Here is a 25,587-nt window from a genome sequence, read left to right on the forward strand (position 1 = left end):
GTCTACCCCGATCAGTTTGAGGTGAGTGTTACACCGATGGATTGGGGCGTGTCCACGTGTGGTCGCAGCCCCAAAAGCGGTGCGACGCGGCGTATCATTTCCGCGGCAACAGGCACCGCTGTCCAGCCTGCGGTACGGCGTGTTTCACCAAGTGTGTAAACCGAAGGTTCGTCCAGCGTCACGATCAAAACATACTTTGGATCGCTTGCGGGAAAGACGGACGCAAATGTCGCGATGACCTTATCATCATAATAGCCGCCACCGTTTTCACGCGGCTTATCGGCGGTCCCGGTTTTGCCGGCGACCTCGTATCCGGTAACCTCGCCCAGTGACGCAGTACCGCGCACAACTACCTGACGCAGCATGTGAATCGCGCTTTGGCTCACAGCGTCACTTAAGATGCGCGGTCCCACTTCTGGTGTCTGGACTCGCAGCAATGTTGGTTCGACCCGATGACCGCCGTTCGCGATTGACGCATAGGCCGTTGCAAGGTGCACAGGGGATGATGACAGCCCGTGACCATATGAAATAGTCATGGCCGAAATCTCGGACCAATTGGCGGGCAGCAACGGTTTACCAGACGCTGCTTCGCCCATTTCAACCGACGTGGCCTCAAGAAACCCGAGTGAGCCCAAGAAATCACGCTGACGATCTGCACCGATTTGCATCGCGATACGGGCCGTTCCAACGTTTGACGATTCGACGATCACATCAGTTGACGTAAGCTCGGGACCATAGTCGTGGAAATCGCGAATACGGAATCGACCCCATGTCAGCGGGCCTTGGGTATCGATCATTGTGTTGGCGTTGATCAGGCCCAACTCCATCGCTTGCGCGACCGCGAAAATCTTGAAGGTCGAACCAAGCTCATAAACACCCTGCACCGCACGGTTAAACAACGGGCTGTCAGACTGATCACCAGTAGTCAGCACGCGTGGCCGGTTATTGGGATCAAAGTCTGGCAGCGACACCATCGAGATGATCTCTCCAGTGTGCACATCCATCAAGACGGACGCAGCACCTTTGGCCGACATGATAGACATACCGCCAGCAAGCACCTGTTCAGATGCCGCCTGCACGGTCAAATCCAAGGATAGTTCGAGCGGTGCGCCCTCGTTCGCGGGATCACGCAAGAAACCATCGAATTGACGTTCAACACCCGCGACACCAATCACTTCGGCGCTCGCTACGCCTTCGCGACCATAGCTGGCACCACCTAAGATATGCGCGGCAACTGAACCGTTTGGATATAGGCGCATTTCACGCGGACCAAACAGCAGGCCCGGGCTACCAATATCGTGTACCGCTTGCATCTGCTCTGGGCTGATCTGGCGGCGAATCCATAGGAATTTCCGCTCGCCAGTGAAATCGGCTAGCAGTTCAGCTTCGTCCAGTTCAGGAAAAATTGCGGCAAGGCCTTTGGCGGCATTCGCTGGATCAACCATGTCGCGTGGGTGCGCGTATAGCGAATGGGTCGCAAGGTTAGTCGCTAGGATGCGTCCATTTCTATCAACAATATCAGAACGTTGCCCGATAATCGGGTTACCGACTGTCGTCGCGCGCGGCTCTTCCGGCACTGACGAAGCAAGCGTGCCCATGCGTGCGCCGATGGTTGTAAACGCGCAAAAGAAAGCAAGCCCCAACACCAACAGCCGCCCCTCGGCGCGCTGGCGGGACTTGTCGTGCATTTCCTCGTGACGCTTGGCGCGAATTTCGGCCTCGATCACATCAGGGTTTTCGCCGGTTTCCCGCGCTTTCAAAATCCGAGCCAGCGGTCTGAGCGGCGTGCGGGTCATAGCGGGTTCTCCACGCTTTGAAAGGCATCGCTGGATAGCTCAATTGGGTTCGTAATCGGCAGGATCGGCGGCAGAGGATAGATAATCTGATCAACACGACCAAACGCATCAGGCATGATTGGCAATAGACCCAAGCGGTCAAAATTCAGTTCAGCCAAATCCGCCAGACGATCCGGGCGATTCAAATAGGCCCACTCTGCCCGCAACATGCTTAGCCGCTCATGCGACGCGCCGATTTGCGCGTGCAGTTCACGGACTTCGCGGATAGTCGCCTGCGTTTTGTAGTTTTCCTGATAGGCCCAAAAGGCCAACCCCATCACTGCAAGAGCGGCGACAACAAATAAAATACCACGCACTTACCTGCCCCCCTTTTTCTTTTTCATTGGCATGCCAAGGTCAGCGGGATCAATATCCTGCGCCGGGGCATCAGTACGGATCGCAACACGCAATTTGGCCGAACGCGAACGCGGGTTTTCCGCCAATTCTTCGGCGTCTGGACCGATTGCTTTGCGCTTTTCGATACGGAACGCCGGGGTGATTTGTTCGACCTCGGGCGCATAGCGGTTGGCGTTTGCGGTGTTACCCGAACGCGCCTGCAAGAAACGTTTAACCATCCGATCTTCGACGGAATGGAATGTCACGACAGCCAACTGACCACCGGGCTTCAGCGCGCGTTCAGCGGCCATCAACCCTTCGGCCAGTTCGCCATATTCATTGTTCACCGCAATGCGAAGCGCCTGAAAGGTGCGCGTCGCCGGGTGTGACTGATTTGGCTTTGCGCGCGGCAAACAGCTTTCGACAACCTTCGCCAATTGCAAAGTCGTGGTTAGCGGACGCGCAGCAACAATCGCACGCGCAATACGCCGCGACGCACGTTCTTCACCATACAGAAAGATAATGTCAGCAAGTTCAGATTCATCAGCAGTGTTCACCAGATCAGCCGCAGAAGGCCCGTCCTGCGACATCCGCATATCTAACGGCCCGTCACGCATGAACGAAAACCCGCGTTCTGCTAGGTCAAGCTGCATAGAGCTGACGCCAAGATCCAGCACCACACCATCCAAGTCGGATGCATATTCATCTAGCTTTGAGAACGTGCCAAGCTGCATTTTGATCCGGTCACCATAGGCATCGGCCCACTCTGCGGCCATTTCAAACGCAAGCGGATCACGGTCCACTCCGATGACTTGATCAGCGCCAGCCGCCAACAATTCACGGGTATAGCCGCCAGCACCAAAGGTCCCATCAAGCCAGACGCCAGAAACAGGAGAGACCGCTGCAATCAGCGGTCTAATCAGAACAGGAATATGAGGTTTATCGTCGGAGGCAGCTGACATCGTAATCCCCTAATCGTCCAAAAGGCTTAGCGGATCAAAATCCTCGCCCTGCTCATCAAGCCAGCCAGTCAAATCATCCACGATCTCTTCGGCGTATGTTTCGGCTTTCCAAATTTCAAAGTGATCGCCGAGGCCACTGAACTTCAGTTCACCATCAGTCAAGCCAAGCTTTTGCCGCTGCTTGATCGGCATAACCGTGCGACCATCCTTATCGACGTCCAATTTGATGGACTGACCGATAATCAAACGCGACAGTTTCTTCTTGTTCGCGGAACCCCGCGGCATCGCATTGATCTGATCGACCAAAGCGGTGAATTCGTTAACAGTATAACCGTGAAGTTCGTTTTTCAGGTGGTCACCGTACAAAAGGTACATACGCGGGAACAGACCTGTCGTCCATTCGGGGTCACCAGCTTCAAGCACACGACGAAAATCAGCCGGGATCGACATGCGCCCCTTGCTGTCCACCTTTTGGGTGTGTTCGCCTGTGAAACTTAGAACCACTGTCCCTCGGCCCTTTACCTTGTACTTACGCCGCGAAATGCGGCCCTGAATGTAGAAACGGCGAATTGCGCTGCTGCCACTGCACAATCCGCCGCCTTGCCCCACGTTGGGGGAAAAGTCCGACTGCGCGTGCCACCTGGGGGGATGTCTGCTCGCTCACGCGCCGGATCTGTTTTGAGTAAAGACGAAGCCTGTATGAAACCTGCTTTTGCCGGTTGGGGTTCTTTTGCGCCCCGTTTGAAGTCGTGTCCGCCGTTACCGTGCAACTGTTTTGACAGCAGAACGCGATGCGATCAACAGTTTTCTGGGAATTCATGGAACCTGATGGGGAATTCCACCGACACAGGATTGCACCGGGCGGCGAATCACGCAATTTTTACAGAAATTGTAGCGAACAAGACAAAACAAGGCACAACATGTTGTGCTATCTACTCACCCGAAAAAAGTTCCAGAAATTTCCACATTACTGGCGATAATCGACGCCAGAGCAGGTTCTCAAAATGAATATTTGGATAGATAATTCATTTCGAGCCGCTCAGATGCGCCCCTAGCGTCGAATCACATTGAGGTTCCATAGTTTCCCAACCTTACCCACCAGAACGCCGCAACGGCCGTGGCATTCCGGCCACAGGGCCACCCCGCCATCAAAAAAGGACGGCAAAGCAAATGCTCGCCGCCCAAAATGACAGATATAGTGTCTTTCTGTTGGCGCTAAGCCATCCCACCGTCAATGAACCGCCGGGCAAGCTGGCGGTATGCGTCGGCCATTGGACCATCACCCGCTGCGATTGGCGTACCAGCGTCACCTGCCAGTCGCGTATCAAGATCAATCGGCAAAGCCCCAAGCAAAGGCACACCCATCTTGTCTGCCTCGGCCGCGACACCGCCGTGACCAAAGATATGGGACTCATGACCGCAATTCGGGCAGTGGAACGTCGACATGTTTTCGATCAGGCCAAGGACAGGCGTCTTTAGCGTGTTAAACATATCAATCGCCTTTCGCGCATCAATGAGCGCCACATCTTGCGGTGTGCTCACCACGACCGCGCCAGTCAGATTAGTCTTTTGACATAATGTGAGCTGCACATCACCCGTACCGGGCGGCAGATCGACGATAAGAACGTCTAGTTCACCCCACTCAACCTGCCCCAACATTTGCTGAAGTGCACCCATCAACATAGGGCCACGCCATACTACGGCCTTGTCCGGGTCCACCATTAAACCAATCGACATCATGGTGACGCCATGCGCCTGCAGTGGAATAATGGTTTTACCATCTGGACTAGCCGGGCGCTTACTAACCCCCATCATACGCGGCTGACTGGGACCATATATATCAGCGTCCAACAAACCCACACGACGCCCCTCGCGTGCCAACGCCACAGCAAGGTTAGAAGATACTGTCGACTTACCAACACCACCCTTACCGGACCCGATCGCCAAAATGCGGTCTACACCAGCGACAGGCGCCGGACCGGCCTGCGGTGTCGGGTGACGACCTACCTTCAAGGAAGGGGCTTCTGGCGCCTTGGGTGCCGGGCCATGCGCTGTCAGAACGACAGACACGGAATCGACACCATCCATACCCCGCACAAGTTCTTCAGCTGCGACACGGATTGCGTCCATCTTGGCGGCCTCTGCCGGATCTGCGGCCTCAATAACAAAACGGACGGCACCAGATTCGATGGTCAACGCCCGGATCATATCGCGCGAGACCAGATTCTCACCGCCCGGCAACGTCAGCCGCGCAAGTTCGCTTAGAATTTCATCACGCGTAATCGCCATAGCAGGCCCCTTGTTTATAAAGCGTCTATTTCGTGACCAACATCTGGCACGTTTTATGCAAACCACAAGCCCTAGGGCTGATCTGCACAAGAATACTACAGATTGATGACGTTAGGTCAGCGATGCTTATGCATTTTCTGCATAGCAGCAATGACCAATCGTCCGTTGTGCAGCTGCAGCATAATCCTTCATAAGGAGGACAACCAAAGCGACACGGGTCGCAACGACGTAATGAGATAGACGAGTAAGTAACATGACATACCAAACACAAACACAATTCGCTGGCGCTTCTTTTGCAGCACGCTTCTCCGCTTTCCGCGCTGAGATCGCTCAGAAACTGGCAAACCGCAAAGTGTACACAACAACAGTTAACGAGCTGCAGGCTCTTAGCAACCGCGAACTGGCTGATCTTGGCCTGGGTCGTTCAGAAATCAAACGTATCGCTCTAGAAGCTGCATACGGCAACTAATAACGAGATCGGAACTGTCGCTTCCTCCCTGAAAAGACAGTTCTGAAACGACCCAACGCTCCTCCTCCTCCCTGAGCTTGGGTCACACATAAGGTGGCGACATTCACCTCCTCCCGGATGTCGCCACTTTACACCAGTTTCGGAACCGCCACCTCCTCCCGGCGGAACCGATCATACCGCAGGCCGCGCTCACCTCCTCCCGAGCAACGCCTGCGAGGAAGCGCCTCGCTCTTCTCCTCCCAGAGCAGGCAGGCGCTGAACATAGAGACGGTCATGCCCACCTCCTCCCGGGCATGACCGTTTTTTTATGCGCAAACGGTATTCCTCAATTGCAGCGCAGCGGTTTTGCCCGCTAGACATGCAGCATGAGCATGCCGCCAAGATTTCCAATCACTGCAGATCAAATCACGCTGGTCGTGAATCAGTTCTATGCTGCCGTCCGCGCGAACCCAGAGATTGGCCCAATCTTTGCGAAACACGTCACCGATTGGCCCAGCCACGAATCAAAAATCGCGGGCTTTTGGCGCAATGCGATTCTGTTTGAACGGAGCTATGACGGCAATCCGATGCAGGCACATATGCGTACAGGAAATGTACGCCCTGAACATTTTGATATTTGGTTAGGGCTGTTCGATACGATTCTAGTAAAAAACCTGCCCACCGACACAGCCGCATCATGGTCCGCACTTGCCCATCGTATCGGCCGCGGGTTGCGTTACGGCGTTGAGCCAACTGAAGGACCACCCACCCTGACCTAGGCGCGCGTATCCTTTGGGGACCCCATCACCATATAGCTCGTGATCGAACGCACATGCGGCACCGTTCCCAAGATTTCGGTGTGAAACGCCTTATAGGCAGGCAGATCGGCGACCTCGACACGCAGCATATATTCAAACGCACCAGCGACATTGTGGCATTCGACCACCTGATCTGCGTTTTCCATCGCACGTTCAAACCCCTCTTGCGCGGCCTTCGTATGCTCTGCCAATCCCACAGCGACATAAACCACATAGGCCCGCCCGGTTTGGGCCCGATCGAATCTGGCGCGATATCCCTGAATCACGCCGGTTCGTTCCAATTCTTGTACACGCCGCAAGCAAGCAGAAGGCGACAGCCCGACCTGATCGGCAAGCTGCAAATTGCTAATGCGACCATCACACGCCAATACGCGCAATATCTTGTCGTTAATTGGATCCATAGCCGCCATTCATTGCTACATTTTCACAAACGCCACACAATAAAAAATCTCATTGCGCGATTCTTCGTGCATTATTGTGCGATGAATTACGAAATCTTAACAGCCCTCATTGGCTTTGCCTTTGCAACGTCAATCACCCCTGGTCCAAACAACCTGATGCTGATGGCGTCAGGCGCAAATTATGGATTGCGGCGTACCCTGCCGCATATGTTCGGCATTTCGCTAGGCCATGCGTTTATGGTCGTGGTCGTTGGACTGGTTCTTTTGCAGCTTTTTGAACAATTTCCTGTGCTCAATACGATTCTAAAGGTGCTGAGCGTGGGCTATATGCTTTGGCTGGCATGGAAAATCGCGAACGCGGCACCGCCAAGCGACAAAGCCCCTACTGGCAAGCCCTTTACCTTCCTGCAAGCCGCAGCATTTCAATGGGTAAACCCAAAGGCTTGGTCGATGGCGATCACCGCAATCAGCGGCTACGCACCACAAGATCGCGGCATTTTCTTTGGCTCGCTCATTGTGGCCTGCGTTTTTGCGGCGACCAACCTACCCTCAGTTTCGGTCTGGGCATGGATGGGCGTTCAAGTCAGACGCTGGCTCGGCACTTCAAACAGGCTCCGTATCTTTAACGTCACAATGGCGCTTTTACTGGTCGCGTCGCTCTATCCGATTCTGACCCATTAAAACGGAATGTCATCCGCCTGATCAGCCGCCACAATAAAGCGTGCGACGACGTGCTTTGACCCGGCCTTATCGAATTCGATCACGAGCTTGTCGCCCTCGATCCCCATCAATTCGCCGTAGCCGAATTTCTGATGGAACACGCGATCACCGACGGTAAAGGCACTGACAGCCTCTAGATCAATGGTAACGCTCTGCGCCCGCGGAGTCGCGGACGTTCCGCGCTGTTGGCTACGGCTTTGAAGGCGCTTCCACCCGGGCGAATCATAGACATCGGCGGAATGGGCTTTCTCGTGCAGCGTCGATTTGGCCGCGCCAGCAATTGCGGGGGACGCGCTGGCAGACATGCCCGCCGCACCATAATTCCCACCATACAATCCGGGAGGCGTCAGCACTTCTACGTGTTGCTCAGGCAATTCGTCGATGAAACGCGACGGCAGTTGCGATTGCCACTGCCCGTAAACCCGCCGGTTTGCGGCAAACGAAATCGTGCATAATTCCTCGGCCCGCGTGATGCCGACATAGGCCAGCCGCCGTTCTTCCTCTAACCCCTTCAGCCCGCTTTCATCCATGGACCGCTGGGACGGGAACAATCCATCCTCCCAACCGGGTAAAAACACAGCTGGGAATTCAAGACCTTTGGCCGCGTGAAGCGTCATGATGCTGACCTTCTCGCCCTGCTCTTCTGTTTCATTGTCCATGATCAGGCTGACATGTTCGAGGAACCCTTGCAGGTTCTCAAAATTCTCAAGTGCTTTAACCAGTTCTTTTAGGTTTTCGAGCCGCCCCGGTGCCTCTGGCGTTTTATCGTTTTGCCAAAACCCGGTGTAGCCAGATTCGTCCAAAATCATCTCGGCCAGTTCAACGTGATTATAATCGGCAGCTTCCGTGCCAAACCCTGCATCAACCAGACCGTCATCCAGAACCGCATCGTCATCTATCACTGGCATCGAAGGGCCACGCGTGACGGCACGCCAACGGTCAAGCCCATCGACCAAAATCGTCAATTCTTTCAGGCCCTTGCCGCCCAGTAATTTGCCTTGGCAAACCAGCCGTGCACCTTCGACCAAAGACACGCCATTGTCGCGTGCTGTGCGTTGTATGGTCTGAACAGCCTTGTCGCCCAATCCACGTTTTGGGGTATTTACGATCCGCTCGAACGCGAGATCATCATCTTGACTGACCGCGAGCCGGAAATAGGCCATCGCATCGCGGATCTCCATACGTTCATAAAACCGCGGGCCACCGATGACGCGGTACGGCAAACCGATGCTTAGAAAACGGTCCTCGAACGCGCGCATCTGGTGCGAAGCACGGACAAGGATTGCAATTTCATCGAGACTAAATGACTGGGGAATCGGTAGGTTGCTAACACCTTGCGGGCTCAAACTCTCTGCTCGCATCAAGTTTACTTCGTGGATGTCACCTGCCGAGTTCTTCGAAACTATCCCACCTTTGGCAATACGGTCTGCTTCTTGGGTAGCGGTTGATGATCTTACATTGTGTCGGCGCTTCGCGGCAGCAGCAATGCCACCGTGAAGCGCTTCGATTTCCTCGCCTATGCTGCGGGCCTCTTCTTCACCGTCCCAACAGCCCATCAGTTTAACCTTCTCGCCATCCACAACTGAGGTAAACAGCGTCTTACCCAGACGGCCCTTGTTCGCTGCAATCACACCAGAGGCAGCAGCCAGAATATGTGGCGTGGACCGATAGTTTTCTTCGAGACGGACAACATGCGCACCGGGAAAGTCAGTTTCAAACCGTAGGATGTTGCCAACCTCTGCACCGCGCCAGCCATAAATCGACTGGTCATCATCACCGACGCAGCAGACGTTTTTGTGCTTGCTCGCCAGTAGGCGCAGCCACAGGTATTGAGCAACGTTCGTATCCTGATACTCGTCCACCAGTATATAGCGGAACCAGCGTTGATATTGGTCCAGCACGTCTTCGTGTTTTTGAAAAATGGTGACCATGTGCAAAAGAATGTCACCAAAATCGACAGCATTCAGGTCGCGCAAGCGCATCTGATAGGCCGTGTAAAGCGCGATACCCTGATGATCAAAAGCAGCGCTATCTGCGAATGGCACCTTATCAGGCGTCCATGCTTTGTTTTTCCAATTGTCGATAATGCCCGACAGCATGCGCGGCGGCCAACGCTTTGCGTCAATGCCAGCGGCGTCAATCAACTGCTTCATCAGGCGAACCTGATCGTCTGTATCCAGAATGGTAAAGTTCGACTTTAACCCAACTAATTCCGCATGACGGCGCAGCAATTTTGCACAGACAGAGTGGAACGTGCCAAGCCAAGGCATGCCCTCAACAGCCTCGCCCATCAATGACCCAATCCGCGACTTCATTTCGCGGGCCGCCTTATTGGTGAATGTCACCGCGAGGATTTCATGCGGCCGCGCCGTTCCGGTCGCCAAAAGATGCGCAATCCGTGTCGTCAGCGCCTTTGTCTTCCCCGTGCCAGCACCCGCCAACATCAAGACAGGACCGTTCAACGTCTCGACCGCTTCGCGCTGTGCTGGGTTCAAGCTGTCCAAATATGGCATCGGACGCGCAGACATTGCACGTTGGCTAAGCGGGACGGCAGCAGCCTCAAAGGCGTCTTCTTCGGAAAAATCATTCATGCTGGACACGATACCCGCAAACCGCAGGCAGGAAAAGCCTTGTTCACATAATGTTCCCAGCTTCCCTTGCCGAAATTGTTCGGCTACGCATTGCATATGTTTCAGGTCATTCTTCTCGGAAGCCTTGCAGGCGCGATGATCCCCCTTGGGGGCCTGATCGCCGCCAATGAAAACATTCAGCGTTACTGGCTGCGCAACGAATTTCGGCACAGCGTTGTTGCCTTTGGCGGCGGTGCGCTGCTGAGTGCCGTGACCTTTGTACTGATCCCAGATGGTGAAAAGGCGCTTAGCACATTCGCTGTCATTGGCTGGATTGCAGTCGGAGCGATATCGATGGCCGCTGTTGACGCGCGCCTTTCGCGCCGTGGATCGCACCGTGCACAGCTTGTTGCGATGCTGTCCGATTTTATCCCCGAAGCCGTGGCTCTCGGGGCCGTAATCGCAAGCGGCGAGAGTTCGGGCCTACTGCTCGCCATGATGATCGCCCTGCAAAACCTGCCCGAAGGCTTTAACGCGTTTCGTGAACAGCGTGATTCAGGTGCAAAAACGGGGCGAATATTGCGTAATTTTGTCGGCCTCTCACTGATAGGCCCAATCGCTGCGCTTGCTGGCTTTCTGCTTCTTGCTGATTTCCCCCAAGTCACAGGGACAATTATGCTGACTGCGGCTGGCGCTATTTTGTACCTGATTTTTCAGGACATCGCGCCGCAAGCAAAACTGGCAAACCGGCACGGTCCCGCGCTTGGGGCTGTTGCGGGTTTTCTACTGGGCCTGACCGGCCACCTGTTGATTGGATAGCTAATTGTCACTGCATACGAAATACCCAGCCATTGGCGATCTAAAAGCGCGGGCAAGAAAACGTATCCCGCATTTTGTATGGGAATATCTGGATAGCGCGACGGGAACTGAAGCGACGCAAAAGCGCAATCGTTCCTCGCTTGATCAAGTCCTACTCAAACCCTCGATCCTACACGGCGAGTTTGATCCCGACCTTCGCACTACGTTTCTTGGCAGAGAATACTCACTGCCAATCGGGATCGCGCCGGTGGGAATGTCTGGCTTGGTTTGGCCCGGCGCAGAACAAATGCTCGCCCGCACCGCAGCAAAAGAAGGCATTCCCTACACTCTATCCACGGTCGCCAGCCAACTGCCAGAAGACGTTGGCCCACATGCGGGCGATCAGGGATGGTTTCAGCTATATCCGCCCCGCGATCCAGAAATCCGCAAAGACATCTTGAACCGCGCCAAAAACTCCGGCTTCCACACGCTGGTTCTAACCGTTGACGTGCCCGTCGCATCACGGCGCGAACGCCAAACGCGCGGCGGCATGACAAACCCACCTAAGCTAACACCGCGTTTGGCGATGCAAGCAGCACAATGCCCTGCATGGCTGAACGGCATTCGCAAAACAGGGATGCCGCGTTTGCGCCTGATGGAAAGCTATTCCAACATCAAAACCGCCCTGCCGTCGACCCAGCATATCGGGTATTTGCTGCGGACCTCGCCCGACTGGGACTATCTAAAATGGCTGCGCGATCATTGGGATGGACCGCTGATCGTAAAAGGTGTCGGAAACCCCGATGATGCAGCACGGCTGGCGGATGAGGGCGTCGATGCAATCTGGGTCAGCAATCACGCCGGGCGGCAATTTGACGGCGCACCTGCAACGATTGATGTCCTTCCCGGCATCCGCGCTGCAACCACCTTGCCGCTTATCTTTGACAGCGGCATCGAGGGCGGTCTTGATGTATTGCGCGCCCTCGCACTTGGCGCTGACTTCGTGATGCTGGGACGCGCGTTCCATTATGGATTAGCCGCACTGGGTGAACCTGGCGCTGCGCATGTTTTGGACATTTTGCGTCAGGATATTATCAGCAACATGGGACAGATCGGTGCGCGTAACCTTGCGGAAATTCACCGGGCAAGACTTTAATACAACACGTTAGCGCTAACATTAGGGCTGGACAATTCCTGATCCGCACCCGACAATGCTGCAACTGCGAAGGGGAGAGCAATGGCTGAGTTTAACAAGATTTTGATCGCAAACCGTGGTGAAATCGCCATCCGGATCATGCGGGCAGCAAACGAGATGGGCAAAAAGACCGTCGCGGTCTATGCCGAAGAAGACAAGCTTGGCCTGCACCGCTTCAAAGCGGACGAAGCCTACCGCATCGGTGAAGGCATGGGGCCTGTTGCTGCTTACCTTTCTATCGAAGAAATCATTCGCGTCGCCAAAATGTCTGGCGCTGACGCGATCCACCCTGGTTACGGGCTTCTGTCCGAAAACCCCGAATTTGTAGATGCTTGCGAAGCAAACGGTATCACGTTCATCGGCCCCAAGGCCGCAACCATGCGCCAGCTGGGCGACAAGGCCAGCGCCCGTCGGGTTGCGATCGAAGCAGGCGTGCCCGTCATCCCAGCAACCGAAGTTCTTGGCGATGATATGGCCAAGATCAAGAAACAAGCAGCCGAAGTCGGCTATCCTCTGATGCTCAAGGCGTCATGGGGTGGTGGTGGTCGCGGTATGCGCCCGATCATGTCCGAAGACGAACTTGAGGAAAAGGTGCTAGAGGGTCGTCGGGAGGCCGAAGCTGCTTTTGGTAACGGCGAAGGTTATCTGGAAAAGATGATCATCAAAGCCCGCCACGTCGAAGTGCAAATTTTGGGCGATACACATGGTCAAATGTACCACCTATGGGAACGCGATTGTTCTGTGCAGCGCCGCAACCAAAAGGTCGTTGAACGCGCCCCTGCCCCATATTTGTCAGGCACCCAGCGTGAACAACTGTGTAATTTGGGCAAGAAAATCTGCCAGCATGTGAATTATGAGTGTGCCGGTACTGTCGAATTCCTGATGGATATGGACAGCGGCGAATTCTATTTCATCGAAGTTAACCCCCGCGTTCAGGTCGAACATACTGTCACCGAAGAGGTCACAGGTATCGACATCGTACGTGCACAAATCCTGATCGCCGAAGGTAAATCACTGGTAGAAGCTACAGGCTGCGCATCCCAATACGACGTCAAACTGGATGGTCACGCACTACAGTGCCGTGTCACCACAGAAGACCCGCAAAACAACTTTATCCCCGATTACGGTCGCATTCAGATGTACCGTTCAGCGACTGGCCCAGGCATTCGTTTGGATGGCGGCACCGCCTATTCCGGCGCAGTCATCACACGCTATTACGATAGCTTGCTGACGAAAGTTACTGCACGCGCACCTACGCCAGAAATGGCAATCGCACGTATGGACCGCGCCCTGCGCGAATTCCGTATTCGCGGCGTATCCACCAACATTGCGTTTGTGGAAAACCTGCTTAAGCACCCGACGTTCCTGAACAACGAATACCACACAAAGTTCATCGACCAGACACCTGATCTGTTTAACTTTTCTAAGCGTCGGGATCGTGCAACCAAGATCCTAACGTATATCGCGGACATCACTGTGAACGGTCACCCCGAAACAGCTGGTCGTGCGCGTCCTGCAGCGGATGTGAAGCCACCGAAACCACCGGTGAAACCAACCACAGATGTAACCCCCGGCACACGCAATATCCTTGAAGATTTCGGACCAGAGGCAGTGGCCGACTGGATGCGCGATCAAAAGCAACTGCTGATCACCGACACCACAATGCGTGACGGTCACCAGTCTTTGCTGGCAACGCGGATGCGGTCGATTGACATGATCAATGCAGCGCCTGCCTACGCGGCGAAGATGAACCAATTGTTCAGCGTTGAATGCTGGGGCGGCGCGACATTCGATGTGGCCTATCGCTTCTTGCAAGAATGCCCATGGCAGCGTCTGCGTGACATTCGTGCGGCGATGCCAAACATCATGACACAGATGCTGCTACGCGCCTCTAACGGTGTGGGCTACACCAACTACCCCGACAACGTCGTACAAAGCTTTGTGGCGCAGGCCGCAAAATCAGGCGTCGACGTGTTCCGCGTATTCGACAGCCTAAACTGGGTCGAAAACATGCGTGTCGCGATGGATGCGGTTGGTAAAGCAGGCAAAGTCATCGAAGGCACGATTTGCTATACTGGCGACCTGCGTGATCCGAACCGGTCAAAGTATGACCTAAAATATTACGTCGGGATGGCCCGCGAGCTAGAGGCAGCTGGCGCACATGTGCTTGGCCTGAAAGATATGGCCGGCCTTATGAAACCAGCCGCCGCAAAAACGCTTGTCACGGCCCTAAAAGAAGAAATCGGTCTACCGATCCACTTCCACACGCACGACACATCTGGCGCGTCCATCGCGACTGTCCTTGCGGCATCTGCTGCTGGGGTGGACTGTGTGGATGCGGCGATGGATTCTTTCTCGGGGAACACATCACAGCCTACGCTGGGTTCCATTGTCGAGGCACTGCGCGGTGATGCGCGCGATACTGGACTTGATATCAAGGCAATCCGCGAAATCAGCAACTACTTTGAACAGGTCCGCGAACACTATACCGCCTTTGAGTCCGGTCTTCAGGCCCCTGCATCCGAAGTATATCTGCACGAAATGCCCGGCGGGCAATTCACCAACCTCAAGGCCCAAGCACGCAGCCTTGGCCTAGAAGAGCGTTGGCACGAGGTCGCGCAGACCTATGCAGATGTGAACCAGATGTTCGGTGATATCGTCAAAGTGACGCCTTCATCCAAAGTCGTCGGCGACATGGCCCTGATGATGGTTTCACAAAACCTGACACGCGCCCAAGTCGAAGATCCAAAGGTTGACGTCGTCTTTCCTGACAGCGTTGTGGACATGATGCGCGGTAGCCTTGGCCAGCCTCCGGGCGGATGGCCCGAAGGCATTCAAAAGAAGATCCTGAAAGGTGAAAAACCAATCACAGAGCGCCCGGGTAAATCCCTACCGCCTGTTGATCTGGAAGCGACCCGTGCGGACCTGTCAAAGCAACTTGATGGTGCCACCGTCGATGATGAAGACCTGAACGGTTACCTGATGTACCCTAAGGTGTTCCTTGATTACATGGGCCGTCACAAAACCTATGGCCCTGTGCGTACCCTGCCCACGCGGACGTTCTTTTATGGCATGGAACCGGGTGAAGAAATTTCAGCCGAAATCGACCCCGGCAAAACGCTGGAAATTCGCCTCCAAGCCGTGTCTGAGATGAACGAAGACGGTGAGGTCAAAGTGTTCTTTGAACTCAACGGTCAGCCGCGTGCAATTCGTGTGATGAACCGACTGGCAGCTGCCGAAAAGGTTTCACGCCCCAAAGCCGAAGCTGGTAACCCTGACCACATTGGCGCGCCAATGCCCGGCGTCGTGGCAACAGTTGCTGCTGTCCCCGGGAAGGAAGTCAAAGAAGGCGATCTACTTTTGACGATTGAAGCCATGAAAATGGAAACCGGCATCCACGCAGAACGCGATGCCGTGGTTAAGGCAGTGCATGTGCACGCTGGCAGCCAGATCGACGCCAAGGATCTGTTGATCGAGCTGGAATAAGTCACTCACCTTTGGGCGGCAAGCGTCGCCCAAAGGATAAACCAGAACAGTAATTTTGGAGACACCATGTTACCCATTACGGCGATCTACGGTGCTTTGACTGCACTGGTTTACCTAACCTTGACCATCCGCGTGATCGGTCAACGACGGGCATTGAAAATTTCACTGGGTGACAAAGATAACCCCGCCATGCGCCAGCACATTCGTGCCCACGCAAACTGCGCGGAATATGCGCCGATGGGGATTATCCTTCTTGGCCTTGTCGAACTGAACGGCGCCGCAACTTGGCTTGTCCATCTGTTGGGATTGATGGTTATCTTGGGCCGCGTTGCACACGCAGCCGCATTCTGGAAACACCCGATGAGCTTTCCACTGCGCCAGCTGGGCATGTTGCTTACTATGGTGCAACTTGCGCTCGCTTCACTTGTAATCCTTATCAGCGCGTTATTCTAATTGCAGCGCCTGGCCCTGCTATCGTTGGTGGTCCCCGACTACGACGCGGGAATTGCATTTTTCGTCGATGTCATGGGATTTGAGCTACTAGAAGACACCGATCTAGGCGGCGGCAAGCGCTGGGTGCGGGTTGCCCCGAAGGGTGCGGAGACTGCGTTTCTTTTGGCCCGCGCAGTCGGCGACAAACAGGTCGCGGCCATAGGCAATCAAGGCGGCGGGCGTGTTTGGCTGTTTTTGCAGACTGACGACTTTGATCGTGACCATGCCGACATGCTGGCCAAAGGCGTGCATTTCGAAGAACAGCCACGCGACGAACCATATGGCCGCGTGGCAGTATTTAACGATCCCTTCGGCAACCGATGGGACCTCGTTCAGTTTAACCCAAAATCTGCGTAATCGCCTTTTTAGTGGCATCAACCACTTTGTCGATTTCAGCCTCGGTGATGCAGAACGGTGGCGCAAACCCGATGATATCACCCTGTGGCATAGCACGTGCGATCACGCCTTGTTCTAGCATAGCAGCCGCGATCTGCGGACAGATTTTATTAGCAACATCAAAGCCTTGCTTGGTGTTTTGATCCTTGACCAGTTCCACGGCGCACAACAGGCCCTCGCCACGTACTTCACCCAAATTGACGTGACCGCCCAGCGCATCCTGCATCGCGCCATTCAGATATGCCCCCATCCGCCCGGCATTCGCGACCAAATCCAGATCATCCAATAACTTTAGGTTCGCGACGCCTGCCGCCGCGCAAATTGGGTGTGCGGAATAAGTCCAGCCGTGGCCAATGGGACCATTTTCATCTGTACCTTGTTCAAGCACTTTCCACATTTTGTCAGATACAATTGAGCCCGACAGCGGCGCGTAGGCCGATGTCAGGCCCTTGGCGATCGTGATCAAATCGGGCTTCAGCCCATAATGTTCTGACCCAAACATCGTTCCCAATCGCCCAAAGCCAGTTACGACCTCATCCGCGACGAGCAGAATGTCATGTTTATCAAGAACCTCTTGAATGGCCGCCCAATAACCTGCGGGCGGTGGAACAATGCCGCCAGTTCCCAATACTGGTTCACCAATGAACGCGGCAATCGTATCCGCCCCTTCACGTTCGATCAGCGCCTCTAGTTCTGCCGCGCAATGGGCCGAGAACTGTTCTTCGGACATACTTTGATCTGAACGGCGGTAATAATACGGCGCCTCGGTATGGATGACCTGTGTCAGTGGCAAATCGAACTTCTTATGGAACAGCTCTAGCCCCGTTAACGACCCGGTCATCAAACCCGACCCGTGATATCCCCGCCATCGCGAGATAATCTTTTTCTTCTCGGGCCGGCCGAGGATATTGTTGTAATACCAAATCAGCTTGATGTTGGTCTCATTCGCGTCAGACCCCGACAGCCCGAAATAAACTTTGGACATATGATCAGGTGCACGATCCATAATCATCTTAGACAAAGTGATCGATGCCTCGGTCCCATGGCCCACATAGGAATGATAATAGGCTAATTCGTGAGCTTGGGCTGCGATGGCATCTGCGATCTTGGAATGACCATAACCGACGTTCACACAGTAAAGACCCGCAAAAGCGTCCAGCAGATCATTGCCTTCACGATCTTTGATATGCACACCCTTTGCACCTGTAATCACGCGCGTCGGCGTTTCACCCCGCGCATGCATCGCCAGATGGGTTGAAGGGTGAAAGAAATTCTCGCGGTCCCATTGGTCAAGCGGATCGTTCTTTAGCATATCGCGTCCTTTGGTTTATTCAGTAATCTCTATGGCCAGCACAGCGACGCAGTCGCCGGGCAAAACAAGGCCGGGGTGGTGGCGCGCTGTCAGGATGCCGTCCATCTGCGCCTTGATTGTACGTGGCGGGCGCCCCGTGTAGTGGACCGGCCAGATATGCGCGATGTCATCGTTCTTGCGAACGTTTTCGCCTAGTGGGATTGAAAACTCGATCAGGCCGCCAGTATCCGCAAAGTGAAAACAATTGTCGTCGGGCTGGCTCAGAACGCGGCTTGGAGAAAGATCAAGCTCGCCTTGCAATATGCCTGCATGGATCAGCAGATTATGTATACCCTTGCGGGCAACGCCCACGGTTTCAGGGCAAGCGGTACCTCCGCCGCCCAATTCGGTCGTGACAAAGGTTTTCCCTAGGGACTCAGCCGCATCATCGTACATGCCCAGCGCGTCGATCTCTCGCATTTCCACGCTGAAAGGTGCGTTGAACGCATCACGCGCAGCGCGACAACGGGCCATTTGTTCCGCGTCATCCAAAACATGTGAAGCCGCGAACGGTAAGAAATCCAATGTCTTGCCACCCGAATGAAAATCAAGAACGATATCGGCCATTGGCAGCAAAGTACGCTGGAAATAATCCGCAATTTTAGCAGTTGGCGTACCGTCAGGCGCGCCGGGAAAGGCGCGGTTTAGGTTTACATCATCAATTGGAGATACGCGTGTACCTGCCAAGAATGCGGGGTGGTTCATGAAAGGGACGATTATGATGGTGCCGGTGATATCCTCGGCCCGCAAAGTCTGCGCAAGACCGACGAGCGCAAGCGGACCCTCGTATTCGTCGCCGTGATTGGCACCAGTCAGCAGCGCACACGGGCCTTCACCATTTTTAATCATGGTAATTGGAATCTGAATAGACCCCCATGCGCTTTCGTTACGGCTATATGGAAGGCGCAGGAACCCGTGCTGCACACCGTCCTGACCAAAGCTGATCGTGGGGCTAATTGGATTGTCGCGCATAGATTAACCCTTGACGACAAGTTCACGCGGCGTGGAGCAGAAACACTCCGCACCTGTTTCAGTAATAAGAATCGGTTCCGTAATCTCGAGCCCACCGTCGTCCAGCCAAAGCGCAGGCATGAAATGAAAGGTCATACCTGTTTCCAGCACAGTTTGATCACCCGCGCGGAACGACATCGTGCGTTCGCCCCAATCTGGCGGATAAGATAGGCCAATGGCATAGCCGCACCGACTGTCCTTTTCAAAACCGAGCTTGTTCAATGTACCGTTAAAGGCGCTTGCGATATCTTCGCATAGGTTGCCGGGGCGGGCCTGCTCTAGTCCGGCATCAATCGCCTCTAACACTGCTTTTTCGGCGTCCAAGTATTTCTGTGGGACCTTACCCAAGAATAAAGTGCGCGACTGCGGGCACTGATACCGACGATAAGCCCCCGCAATTTCAAAGAACGTGCTTTCACCAGTTTTAAGTAGTGTATCATCCCATGTGAGATGTGGCGCGGTTGCGTCGATACCTGACGGGGCCATCGGCACAATCGCAGGATAGTCGCCCCAATAGCCATCAACGCCAGCGACAGAGGCGTGGTAGATATCGGCAATCAGATCGTTCTTGCGCATTCCCGGCTCAGCTTTTTCGCGAATGACTTCATGCATTTTTTCAACAATGCCTGCCGCCCCGCGCATGTAGCCGACCTCAGTTTCGGACTTTACCGCCCGCTGCCAATTCACCAACCCTGTAGCGTCCACTAACGTTGCTTGCCCCAAACCCGACTGCAACGCCATGAACGCCGAAGCGGTGAAGTAGTAGTTATCCATCTCGAAGCCGATTCGACCGCCTGCTAGGCCGCGCTCGGTGATCAGCTCTACCAGTGTTGTCATTGGATGCTTTGCCGGGTTCTGAACAAATGTGTCTTCATACCCTACGATGTTATCATGGTTCAGATATGTGGTGCGCTGCGCACCTACCGCATCCATCGCGCGGCCCCACCAGACCGGCTCTCCCTCTTGGGTCAGCAATACGCCCTGATGAACATAAAACGACCAGCCGTCATAGCCCGTAAGCCACGCCATATTGGATGGATCAGTTACAAAAATCGCATCAAACCCGCGCGCTGCCATCTCTTTGCGCGTCTTGGTTAGGCGGGCGGCATATTCATCAACACCAAAAGGCAAATCGGGCATCTAGATCTCCAAATACGACTTTGTGATATTAGCTTTATCTTAGGACCGTTATCTGCAAAGATTTGAATTATTCGCATAATTTCCGCGACATTTTTCAACTGCTAACGAAATAGCCTATGATTGACGAAATTGATAAGAAAATACTGCAGCAAGTGCAGCGCAATAATCAGCTTACGAGTGCCGAACTATCTGAACGCGTAGGGCTTTCGCCCACATCGGTCCAACGTCGCCTTCATCGGCTACGTGACCAAAAGATCATCGAACAGGACATTTCCGTCGTTTCGACCGCCGCCGTGGGACGCCCGCTTACGATGTTAGTTTGTGTCGAACTCGAACGCGAGCGTTCGGATATTATTGATCGGTTCAAGAAATCCGTTCGTGATTGCCCCAAAGTTCAAAGCGCCTATTACGTAACCGGCGAAACCGACTTTGTTCTTACGGTCACCGCCAAAGACATGAGCGACTACGAGGCATTCACCCGCGATTTCTTTTACAACAACCAAGATATCAAAGGGTTTAAGACAACCGTGGTGATGGACCGCATCAAAGCGTCTTTCGAGCTACCATTTGACTAAACCCTTTGCTTTCTAGCAAAATTGTAAAAATGCGTCGGCGCATGTCTTTTTCGCTTGCGCCCTGATCGATTGCTTTATAGATCACGCCCACTAACGGAGTGCGGGCGTAGCTCAGGGGTAGAGCATAACCTTGCCAAGGTTAGGGTCGAGAGTTCGAATCTCTTCGCCCGCTCCAACAAAACAAGGCCTCTCGGCGACGAGGGGCCTTGTTTGTTTTCTGACCCACAACAATTACAAATCAGTGTAATTTTTCTGAAATCGGCTATTGCACCCTGCGCCGACTCTTTGTAAATCACGGCTCACTAACGGATGCGGGCGTAGCTCAGGGGTAGAGCATAACCTTGCCAAGGTTAGGGTCGAGAGTTCGAATCTCTTCGCCCGCTCCAGTTAGAAACCTACGAAAAGGTCACCCTCCGGGTGGCCTTTCGTCGTTATACAGCCTCTTAACAACGTTAGAATTTTTCGCGGCTATTGAAGAGCAAGGCTGCCAGTTGGGCGCCCTTCCCCGATAATGCTGACCTGTGCAATATTTGCAGATGCAACCGAACGGCTTGCAAATGTTTCGAACACAGGAACCCGAATATCCGCGTGGAAAACCCGGTCATCGCGCATGGCTGGGTGATCGGCCAATGCCGGGGTAGCCGCCGCAACATCGGCATAGGCCGGGATGTCATCGAATTCACCAACCTCCCCATCAGGCTGCTCGCCTAGATCGCCCTCTGCCCAACTGAAATCATACTCTTCTTCATCTTCCGCGTCCGCCCGCACATTCCGCGCCACACGAGCAGAAACTGCGTCCTTGTTGCTGACCGAAGCTACCGCAAGCTGCCCCAACAACGGCGCAGAGGTACGCTGGCCGACCAAAGCATGCAGGCATGGGATCAGATCGTATAGTTCATCAGCGTCCGGGCCGATCCGGTCGGTCAATAGGATCGTACTCAGGAAAGGGTTATGCCTTTCCCCAGAAAGCGCCAAGGAATGGGTCAACCGGCCCTCGATCGCCTCATCCATTACCAGCAAATCAATCAGGTCCATCTTTACCAATGCGCAAGCAACGTCGTGCCGGTCCACACAAAGGATCTGGAAGCCTTTTTCAACGAATACACGGGCGGTTGCAGCAGCCGCAGCGGGGTCGCTACGCATGATCAAAGCTTTCATCGGGTTCTCCTGACAGATGAGCAATTTCCACTAACCTACGAATCTAACCCTTAAATATTGCTGAAAACCCGCGACATTTCTTGCGCAGGCTTGGCCCCTGCCCCTGTTCCGCCTATAGAAACACACAAACAACGAAGGACGCGCATTATGCGGACAGCAACGATCACACGCAAAACCGCCGAGACTGACATCTCGGTTACCGTGAACCTTGATGGTTCAGGGGTTTATGATAATCAGACCGGTGTTGGTTTTTTTGACCACATGCTGGACCAGCTTTCGCGTCACGCGTTGATTGATATGACCGTTCGGGCAACCGGCGATCTGCACATTGATGATCACCATACTGTCGAAGATGTGGGCATTGCTTTGGGTCAGGCACTAACCGAGGCTTTGGGCGACAAACGCGGTATCCGCCGCTATGGCAGTTGCCACCTTGCGATGGACGACGCGCAGGTGCGCTGTGCGCTTGACCTGTCCGCGCGTCCTTATCTGATCTGCAACCTTGATCTGCCGTTCGGCAAAATCGGCACATTCGACACTGAACTGGTACGCGAGTTCTTTCAGGCACTTAGCACACATGGCGGCATCACGCTGCACATTGATAAGCTACACGGCTTTAACGCGCACCACATTGCAGAAGCGGCGTTCAAAGCAGTCGCACGTGCACTTCGTGAAGCGGTTGAAACCGACCCACGCAAGACTGACGCAATCCCGTCAACCAAGGGCAGCCTATGATCACTGCCCTTATTGATTACGACAGCGGCAACCTGCACTCGGCGCAAAAGGCGTTCGAACGCATGGCAAAAGAGGTCGACGGCGGCGAGATTATCGTGACCGCTGACCCTGACGTCGTGGCCCAAGCTGATCGTATTGTTCTGCCCGGCGATGGCGCGTTCCCACATTGCCGTGCAGAGCTTTTCGCGCGCACGGGTCTTGCTGAGGCGATTGTTGAGGCGGTTACAGTCAACGCGCGCCCATTCTTGGGTATCTGCGTCGGCATGCAAATGCTGGCAACGACTGGCCACGAATACGAAGAAACACCCGGCTTCGGCTGGATTGCAGGCGACATCCGCAAAATCAAACCTGCGGACCCTGCACTTAAGGTGCCGCATATGGGCTGGAATGATCTTGTGATCGACCACCCACACCCCGTGTTGGATGGGATCAAAACGGGCGACCACGCGTATTTCGTACACTCCTACGCAATGGACGTTGCAAACCCGAACGAACGATTGGCCCACGTCGATTACGGCGGCGATGTCACCGCGATTATCGGGCGCGACACGATCATCGGAATGCAGTTCCACCCCGAAAAAAGCCAAGACGCGGGCTTGCGTATGATCGGCAATTTCCTAACGTGGGCCCCGTAACAAACGGGATCCCCTCATGATCACACGTCGTACGATGATAATCGCCGCAGCAAGCAGCTTTGCTGGCTGCGGTCGCCGCAATCGCAGGGATGAATCGTCATCGCGATCCATTCCGCTTTACCCGAATGAAACGCCTGAACTGCGGCGGTTGATCAACAAATACGCTGATGTTCACGACATTCCAGTCACCCTATTGCACCGGGTTATCGTCCGTGAAAGCACCCATAACCCGGCCGCACGAAATGGCCCCTACTACGGGTTAATGCAAATCCTGCCACAGACCGCACGTACGATGGGCCACAAAGGCCCGGCGACCGAATTATTGGATGCGGAAACAAACCTCAGATATGCGGGCAAATACCTGCGCGGGGCTTGGCTATTGTCCTACGGCGACGAAGAAACCGCAGTAGGCTGGTACGCCCGCGGATATTATTACGAAGCCAAAAAGCGCGGTATGTTGGTCGAAACAGGATTGCGCCAAGGCTGAACACAAAAGGCCCCCGCAAATGCGAGGGCCTTATTCATTAGCTTGTTGCGCGCTTTAGTTCACGCGTGTCCAGTTTTGGCTTGCGCAAATCAGGCCACCTGCGACGCAACCACGGAGACGCAGTGCATTACCGGAAACGTCCATCTTGCCGATGTACATCTTGTTGTTCGACGGACGCCAAACTTGGCCCTCATAAGCACCACCACCCTGTGGCACCATATCGATCACGATCTGACGGCCAAGGTTGGGTGACTGGTATTCACCGCTGCCATTGAAGGTGCGGCTAATCGTGCCGCAAACAGCCGCACCACATGGTGCAACAGTCACATGCGCGTATGCGCCGTCGTCGACTTCTGTCTGCCAAACGCCAACAGCCGCATCTTGGGCTTGGGCCGCGCCACCGAATGCCAAAGCAGCCGCAATCGCGATAATCCGAGTTTTCATATCTATTCCTCCCTAGATCTGCAGTGAGCATGCCTGCGATCCATGATTCCGATCAAGCATGACGTAAGGTTGCGCCACGCGTTGCATTTCCGCAAGCGCCGTGCATAAACGCGCCAACAGTTATGAAAGGCCGCCCGATGATCCTCTACCCTGCTATCGACCTCAAAGACGGTAATGCTGTGCGATTGGTGCATGGGGACATGGATCAAACGACGGTTTTCAACGACGATCCTGCGGCCCAAGCCCGCGCCTTTGTCGAGGCTGGCTGCGAATGGCTGCACCTTGTTGACCTGAACGGCGCATTCGCTGGCGAACCAGTGAACGCCGCCCCGGTTGAGGCAATCCTCAAGGCCTGCCCGGTCCCTGCCCAACTGGGTGGCGGCATCCGTGACATGGCCACGATTGAACGCTGGCTGGACAAAGGGCTTGCCCGCGTGATTCTTGGAACTGTCGCTGTCGAAAACCCCGATTTGGTACGCGAAGCGGCCAAAGCATTCCCCGGCAAAGTCGCCGTCGGGCTAGATGCCCGCAATGGCCGCGTCGCAACACGCGGCTGGGCCGAAGAAACTGACGTGATGGTGACCGACCTTGCCAAATCGTTTGAAGATGCCGGGATCGCAGCAATCATCTACACCGACATCCTGCGCGATGGCGCGATGAAGGGGCCAAATATCGACGCGACTGCAGCGCTGGCGCGTGCCGTCGATATTCCGGTCATTGCCTCCGGCGGCGTATCTTCGATGGCTGACCTGACCGCGCTCATGGACACTGGTGTCATCTCGGGCGCGATCTCAGGACGTGCACTTTATGATGGTGCAATTGATCTTGCTGCGGCGCTCAAGCACCTCAAGGCATAGGTCACTCTGCGCCAACAGCCTTAGCAGTCAGTGCCGCCAAGGCACCATTCATCTTGGCGATAACTTCGGCGTCAGCGCTGATATCAAGCCCTGCAAACAAATCCTCAGCTGGCGTCCACGTCAGCTGAGTTGTTCCGTTAGCGTCAGCATAGGCAAGCACACGCAAGGGCAGCACCAGCCCCGCCCGAATGTCTTCCTCCATTGCCAGTGAACCCAAGGCAGGATTCCCGAATATAAGAAGCTGCGCATCCGGCAGCGACGTTCCAACGCTTTGCGCCCCGGCAGCATGATCAACACGTGCAAATACTGTCGCCCCGGCCCCGGTTACGGCAGCCTCCAGTGCGTCAATTGTTTCGGTGACAGAAAGTGGTGACGTTTTCATCATGTCTTCGGCCATTGCTGTTGTCGAAAGCCCGATCAGGGCGGCGGCGATAAATGTCTTCATGAA

The 25,587-nt window shown here is 54.6% G+C and carries 26 protein-coding genes and 2 tRNA genes; 15 read left to right on the forward strand and 13 right to left on the reverse strand.

The window, feature by feature from the left end; translation table 11 throughout:
- Positions 1 to 11: 11 nt before the first annotated feature.
- The 5 genes from ACHUEV_RS05440 to ACHUEV_RS05460 form a co-directional block, all read right to left on the reverse strand.
- A complete protein-coding gene (locus tag ACHUEV_RS05440) occupies positions 12 to 1,796 on the reverse strand; it encodes a peptidoglycan D,D-transpeptidase FtsI family protein (protein ID WP_394178042.1) in 1,785 nt (594 codons plus the stop codon).
- Entirely contained in the window at positions 1,793 to 2,152 is a 360-nt protein-coding gene (gene ftsL / locus ACHUEV_RS05445; protein ID WP_106356060.1) for a cell division protein FtsL, read from the reverse strand. The genes ACHUEV_RS05440 and ftsL overlap by 4 nt, the downstream gene beginning before the upstream one ends.
- On the reverse strand, positions 2,153 to 3,133 hold the full coding sequence (gene rsmH, locus ACHUEV_RS05450; protein ID WP_394178044.1) for a 16S rRNA (cytosine(1402)-N(4))-methyltransferase RsmH: 981 nt from the start codon (positions 3,131 to 3,133) through the stop codon (positions 2,153 to 2,155). It abuts the gene before it with no gap.
- Between the two features lie 9 nt (positions 3,134 to 3,142).
- Positions 3,143 to 3,724: a division/cell wall cluster transcriptional repressor MraZ gene (locus tag ACHUEV_RS05455; protein WP_394178045.1), complete on the reverse strand. Its 582-nt coding sequence runs from the start codon at positions 3,722 to 3,724 to the stop codon at positions 3,143 to 3,145.
- 624 nt (positions 3,725 to 4,348) lie between these two features.
- The gene (locus ACHUEV_RS05460; RefSeq protein WP_394178046.1) at positions 4,349 to 5,422 is read right to left on the reverse strand and encodes an Mrp/NBP35 family ATP-binding protein; all 1,074 of its coding nucleotides are present in this window, start codon (positions 5,420 to 5,422) and stop codon (positions 4,349 to 4,351) included.
- A 253-nt stretch (positions 5,423 to 5,675) separates the two neighbouring features.
- Between ACHUEV_RS05460 and ACHUEV_RS05465 the strand changes: the two genes are divergently transcribed.
- Both ACHUEV_RS05465 and ACHUEV_RS05470 read left to right on the forward strand, forming a co-directional pair.
- Complete coding sequence (locus tag ACHUEV_RS05465) at positions 5,676 to 5,891, forward strand: DUF1127 domain-containing protein (RefSeq protein ID WP_106356067.1); 216 nt, start codon at positions 5,676 to 5,678, stop codon at positions 5,889 to 5,891.
- Between the two features lie 365 nt (positions 5,892 to 6,256).
- On the forward strand, positions 6,257 to 6,649 hold the full coding sequence (locus ACHUEV_RS05470) for a group III truncated hemoglobin (protein WP_394178047.1): 393 nt from the start codon (positions 6,257 to 6,259) through the stop codon (positions 6,647 to 6,649).
- On the opposite strand, the gene ACHUEV_RS05475 is transcribed toward ACHUEV_RS05470, so the two are convergent.
- The gene (locus ACHUEV_RS05475; protein WP_394178048.1) at positions 6,646 to 7,098 is read right to left on the reverse strand and encodes an Lrp/AsnC family transcriptional regulator; all 453 of its coding nucleotides are present in this window, start codon (positions 7,096 to 7,098) and stop codon (positions 6,646 to 6,648) included. The two genes, ACHUEV_RS05470 and ACHUEV_RS05475, sit on opposite strands and share 4 nt — an antisense overlap.
- A 72-nt stretch (positions 7,099 to 7,170) precedes the next feature.
- Here ACHUEV_RS05475 and ACHUEV_RS05480 point away from each other — a divergent pair, with 72 nt between their 5' ends.
- On the forward strand, positions 7,171 to 7,770 hold the full coding sequence (locus tag ACHUEV_RS05480; RefSeq protein ID WP_394178049.1) for a LysE family translocator: 600 nt from the start codon (positions 7,171 to 7,173) through the stop codon (positions 7,768 to 7,770).
- Here ACHUEV_RS05480 and ACHUEV_RS05485 read toward each other — a convergent pair.
- Positions 7,767 to 10,400 (reverse strand): ATP-dependent helicase, encoded by a 2,634-nt coding sequence (locus ACHUEV_RS05485; RefSeq protein ID WP_394178051.1) that lies wholly within the window; start codon positions 10,398 to 10,400, stop codon positions 7,767 to 7,769. The genes ACHUEV_RS05480 and ACHUEV_RS05485 overlap by 4 nt on opposite strands.
- 96 nt (positions 10,401 to 10,496) lie before the next feature.
- On the opposite strand from ACHUEV_RS05485, the gene ACHUEV_RS05490 reads away from it, so the two are divergent.
- The 5 genes from ACHUEV_RS05490 (at position 10,497) to ACHUEV_RS05510 (ending at position 16,707) form a co-directional block, all read left to right on the forward strand.
- Positions 10,497 to 11,198, forward strand: coding sequence for a ZIP family metal transporter (locus ACHUEV_RS05490; RefSeq protein ID WP_394178052.1), 702 nt, complete (start codon positions 10,497 to 10,499; stop codon positions 11,196 to 11,198).
- Positions 11,199 to 11,202: 4 nt separating this feature from the next.
- Positions 11,203 to 12,333: an alpha-hydroxy acid oxidase gene (locus tag ACHUEV_RS05495; protein ID WP_394178053.1), complete on the forward strand. Its 1,131-nt coding sequence runs from the start codon at positions 11,203 to 11,205 to the stop codon at positions 12,331 to 12,333.
- 81 nt (positions 12,334 to 12,414) lie between these two features.
- Positions 12,415 to 15,858: a pyruvate carboxylase gene (locus ACHUEV_RS05500; RefSeq protein ID WP_394178055.1), complete on the forward strand. Its 3,444-nt coding sequence runs from the start codon at positions 12,415 to 12,417 to the stop codon at positions 15,856 to 15,858.
- 66 nt (positions 15,859 to 15,924) lie between these two features.
- Positions 15,925 to 16,311, forward strand: a complete 387-nt coding sequence (locus ACHUEV_RS05505; RefSeq protein WP_394178056.1) for an MAPEG family protein — start codon at positions 15,925 to 15,927, stop codon at positions 16,309 to 16,311.
- Positions 16,312 to 16,707: a VOC family protein gene (locus ACHUEV_RS05510; protein ID WP_394178057.1), complete on the forward strand. Its 396-nt coding sequence runs from the start codon at positions 16,312 to 16,314 to the stop codon at positions 16,705 to 16,707.
- Here ACHUEV_RS05510 and ACHUEV_RS05515 read toward each other — a convergent pair.
- Genes ACHUEV_RS05515 through doeA form a run of 3 tightly spaced genes read right to left on the reverse strand, consistent with a single transcriptional unit; the run spans position 16,688 to position 20,248 of the window.
- Complete coding sequence (locus ACHUEV_RS05515) at positions 16,688 to 18,058, reverse strand: aspartate aminotransferase family protein (protein WP_394178059.1); 1,371 nt, start codon at positions 18,056 to 18,058, stop codon at positions 16,688 to 16,690. The two genes, ACHUEV_RS05510 and ACHUEV_RS05515, sit on opposite strands and share 20 nt — an antisense overlap.
- A 15-nt stretch (positions 18,059 to 18,073) precedes the next feature.
- On the reverse strand, positions 18,074 to 19,069 hold the full coding sequence (doeB, locus tag ACHUEV_RS05520; RefSeq protein WP_394178060.1) for a N(2)-acetyl-L-2,4-diaminobutanoate deacetylase DoeB: 996 nt from the start codon (positions 19,067 to 19,069) through the stop codon (positions 18,074 to 18,076).
- Between the two features lie 3 nt (positions 19,070 to 19,072).
- A complete protein-coding gene (gene doeA, locus ACHUEV_RS05525; protein ID WP_394178061.1) occupies positions 19,073 to 20,248 on the reverse strand; it encodes an ectoine hydrolase DoeA in 1,176 nt (391 codons plus the stop codon).
- Positions 20,249 to 20,364: 116 nt separating this feature from the next.
- On the opposite strand from doeA, the gene ACHUEV_RS05530 reads away from it, so the two are divergent.
- The 3 genes from ACHUEV_RS05530 to ACHUEV_RS05540 all read left to right on the forward strand — a co-directional run bounded on the left by ACHUEV_RS05530 (position 20,365) and on the right by ACHUEV_RS05540 (position 21,209).
- Positions 20,365 to 20,823, forward strand: a complete 459-nt coding sequence (locus ACHUEV_RS05530) for an Lrp/AsnC family transcriptional regulator (protein ID WP_394178062.1) — start codon at positions 20,365 to 20,367, stop codon at positions 20,821 to 20,823.
- Between the two features lie 100 nt (positions 20,824 to 20,923).
- Positions 20,924 to 20,998 (forward strand) — tRNA-Gly (locus ACHUEV_RS05535).
- Positions 20,999 to 21,134: 136 nt separating this feature from the next.
- Positions 21,135 to 21,209, forward strand: a tRNA-Gly gene (locus ACHUEV_RS05540).
- A gap of 82 nt (positions 21,210 to 21,291) precedes the next feature.
- On the opposite strand, the gene ACHUEV_RS05545 is transcribed toward ACHUEV_RS05540, so the two are convergent.
- Positions 21,292 to 21,981: an imidazoleglycerol-phosphate dehydratase gene (locus ACHUEV_RS05545; protein WP_394178063.1), complete on the reverse strand. Its 690-nt coding sequence runs from the start codon at positions 21,979 to 21,981 to the stop codon at positions 21,292 to 21,294.
- 147 nt (positions 21,982 to 22,128) lie between these two features.
- Between ACHUEV_RS05545 and hisB the strand changes: the two genes are divergently transcribed.
- Genes hisB through ACHUEV_RS05560 form a run of 3 tightly spaced genes read left to right on the forward strand, consistent with a single transcriptional unit; the run spans position 22,129 to position 23,838 of the window.
- On the forward strand, positions 22,129 to 22,716 hold the full coding sequence (gene hisB, locus ACHUEV_RS05550) for an imidazoleglycerol-phosphate dehydratase HisB (RefSeq protein WP_394178064.1): 588 nt from the start codon (positions 22,129 to 22,131) through the stop codon (positions 22,714 to 22,716).
- Entirely contained in the window at positions 22,713 to 23,351 is a 639-nt protein-coding gene (hisH, locus tag ACHUEV_RS05555; protein WP_394178065.1) for an imidazole glycerol phosphate synthase subunit HisH, read from the forward strand. The genes hisB and hisH overlap by 4 nt, the downstream gene beginning before the upstream one ends.
- Positions 23,352 to 23,367: 16 nt before the next feature.
- Positions 23,368 to 23,838 carry a transglycosylase SLT domain-containing protein gene (locus ACHUEV_RS05560; protein ID WP_394178066.1) on the forward strand — a complete coding sequence of 157 codons (471 nt, stop codon included), beginning with the start codon at positions 23,368 to 23,370 and terminating at the stop codon, positions 23,836 to 23,838.
- A gap of 54 nt (positions 23,839 to 23,892) precedes the next feature.
- Here the strand turns inward: ACHUEV_RS05560 and ACHUEV_RS05565 are convergent, their stop codons facing one another.
- A complete protein-coding gene (locus tag ACHUEV_RS05565; protein ID WP_394178067.1) occupies positions 23,893 to 24,282 on the reverse strand; it encodes a DUF2147 domain-containing protein in 390 nt (129 codons plus the stop codon).
- Positions 24,283 to 24,419: 137 nt separating this feature from the next.
- On the opposite strand from ACHUEV_RS05565, the gene hisA reads away from it, so the two are divergent.
- On the forward strand, positions 24,420 to 25,139 hold the full coding sequence (gene hisA, locus ACHUEV_RS05570) for a 1-(5-phosphoribosyl)-5-[(5-phosphoribosylamino)methylideneamino]imidazole-4-carboxamide isomerase (RefSeq protein WP_394178068.1): 720 nt from the start codon (positions 24,420 to 24,422) through the stop codon (positions 25,137 to 25,139).
- 1 nt (position 25,140) lies between these two features.
- Here hisA and ACHUEV_RS05575 read toward each other — a convergent pair whose 3' ends face one another.
- Positions 25,141 to 25,584, reverse strand: a complete 444-nt coding sequence (locus ACHUEV_RS05575) for a DUF302 domain-containing protein (protein WP_394178069.1) — start codon at positions 25,582 to 25,584, stop codon at positions 25,141 to 25,143.
- Positions 25,585 to 25,587: the final 3 nt, after the last annotated feature.

The organism is Yoonia maritima (assembly GCF_043641945.1).
In the GTDB taxonomy this organism is placed as follows: domain Bacteria; phylum Pseudomonadota; class Alphaproteobacteria; order Rhodobacterales; family Rhodobacteraceae; genus Yoonia; species Yoonia maritima_B.

What these genes read in the sequence shown, in the direction of transcription:
- ACHUEV_RS05485 (WP_394178051.1), bottom strand. Translation starts at nt 10,400, where the DNA reads ATGAATGATTTTTCCGAAGAAGACGCCTTTGAGGCTGCTGCCGTCCCG.
- ACHUEV_RS05560 (WP_394178066.1), top strand. Translation starts at nt 23,368, where the DNA reads ATGATCACACGTCGTACGATGATAATCGCCGCAGCAAGCAGCTTTGCT.
- doeA (WP_394178061.1), bottom strand. Translation starts at nt 20,248, where the DNA reads ATGCCCGATTTGCCTTTTGGTGTTGATGAATATGCCGCCCGCCTAACC.
- ACHUEV_RS05565 (WP_394178067.1), bottom strand. Translation starts at nt 24,282, where the DNA reads ATGAAAACTCGGATTATCGCGATTGCGGCTGCTTTGGCATTCGGTGGC.
- ACHUEV_RS05440 (WP_394178042.1), bottom strand. Translation starts at nt 1,796, where the DNA reads ATGACCCGCACGCCGCTCAGACCGCTGGCTCGGATTTTGAAAGCGCGG.
- ACHUEV_RS05500 (WP_394178055.1), top strand. Translation starts at nt 12,415, where the DNA reads ATGGCTGAGTTTAACAAGATTTTGATCGCAAACCGTGGTGAAATCGCC.
- ACHUEV_RS05470 (WP_394178047.1), top strand. Translation starts at nt 6,257, where the DNA reads ATGAGCATGCCGCCAAGATTTCCAATCACTGCAGATCAAATCACGCTG.
- ACHUEV_RS05545 (WP_394178063.1), bottom strand. Translation starts at nt 21,981, where the DNA reads ATGAAAGCTTTGATCATGCGTAGCGACCCCGCTGCGGCTGCTGCAACC.
- rsmH (WP_394178044.1), bottom strand. Translation starts at nt 3,133, where the DNA reads ATGTCAGCTGCCTCCGACGATAAACCTCATATTCCTGTTCTGATTAGA.
- ACHUEV_RS05530 (WP_394178062.1), top strand. Translation starts at nt 20,365, where the DNA reads ATGATTGACGAAATTGATAAGAAAATACTGCAGCAAGTGCAGCGCAAT.
- ACHUEV_RS05575 (WP_394178069.1), bottom strand. Translation starts at nt 25,584, where the DNA reads ATGAAGACATTTATCGCCGCCGCCCTGATCGGGCTTTCGACAACAGCA.
- hisA (WP_394178068.1), top strand. Translation starts at nt 24,420, where the DNA reads ATGATCCTCTACCCTGCTATCGACCTCAAAGACGGTAATGCTGTGCGA.
- hisB (WP_394178064.1), top strand. Translation starts at nt 22,129, where the DNA reads ATGCGGACAGCAACGATCACACGCAAAACCGCCGAGACTGACATCTCG.
- ACHUEV_RS05475 (WP_394178048.1), bottom strand. Translation starts at nt 7,098, where the DNA reads ATGGCGGCTATGGATCCAATTAACGACAAGATATTGCGCGTATTGGCG.
- doeB (WP_394178060.1), bottom strand. Translation starts at nt 19,069, where the DNA reads ATGCGCGACAATCCAATTAGCCCCACGATCAGCTTTGGTCAGGACGGT.
- hisH (WP_394178065.1), top strand. Translation starts at nt 22,713, where the DNA reads ATGATCACTGCCCTTATTGATTACGACAGCGGCAACCTGCACTCGGCG.
- ACHUEV_RS05490 (WP_394178052.1), top strand. Translation starts at nt 10,497, where the DNA reads ATGTTTCAGGTCATTCTTCTCGGAAGCCTTGCAGGCGCGATGATCCCC.
- ACHUEV_RS05515 (WP_394178059.1), bottom strand. Translation starts at nt 18,058, where the DNA reads ATGCTAAAGAACGATCCGCTTGACCAATGGGACCGCGAGAATTTCTTT.
- ACHUEV_RS05460 (WP_394178046.1), bottom strand. Translation starts at nt 5,422, where the DNA reads ATGGCGATTACGCGTGATGAAATTCTAAGCGAACTTGCGCGGCTGACG.
- ACHUEV_RS05480 (WP_394178049.1), top strand. Translation starts at nt 7,171, where the DNA reads ATGAATTACGAAATCTTAACAGCCCTCATTGGCTTTGCCTTTGCAACG.
- ACHUEV_RS05505 (WP_394178056.1), top strand. Translation starts at nt 15,925, where the DNA reads ATGTTACCCATTACGGCGATCTACGGTGCTTTGACTGCACTGGTTTAC.
- ACHUEV_RS05465 (WP_106356067.1), top strand. Translation starts at nt 5,676, where the DNA reads ATGACATACCAAACACAAACACAATTCGCTGGCGCTTCTTTTGCAGCA.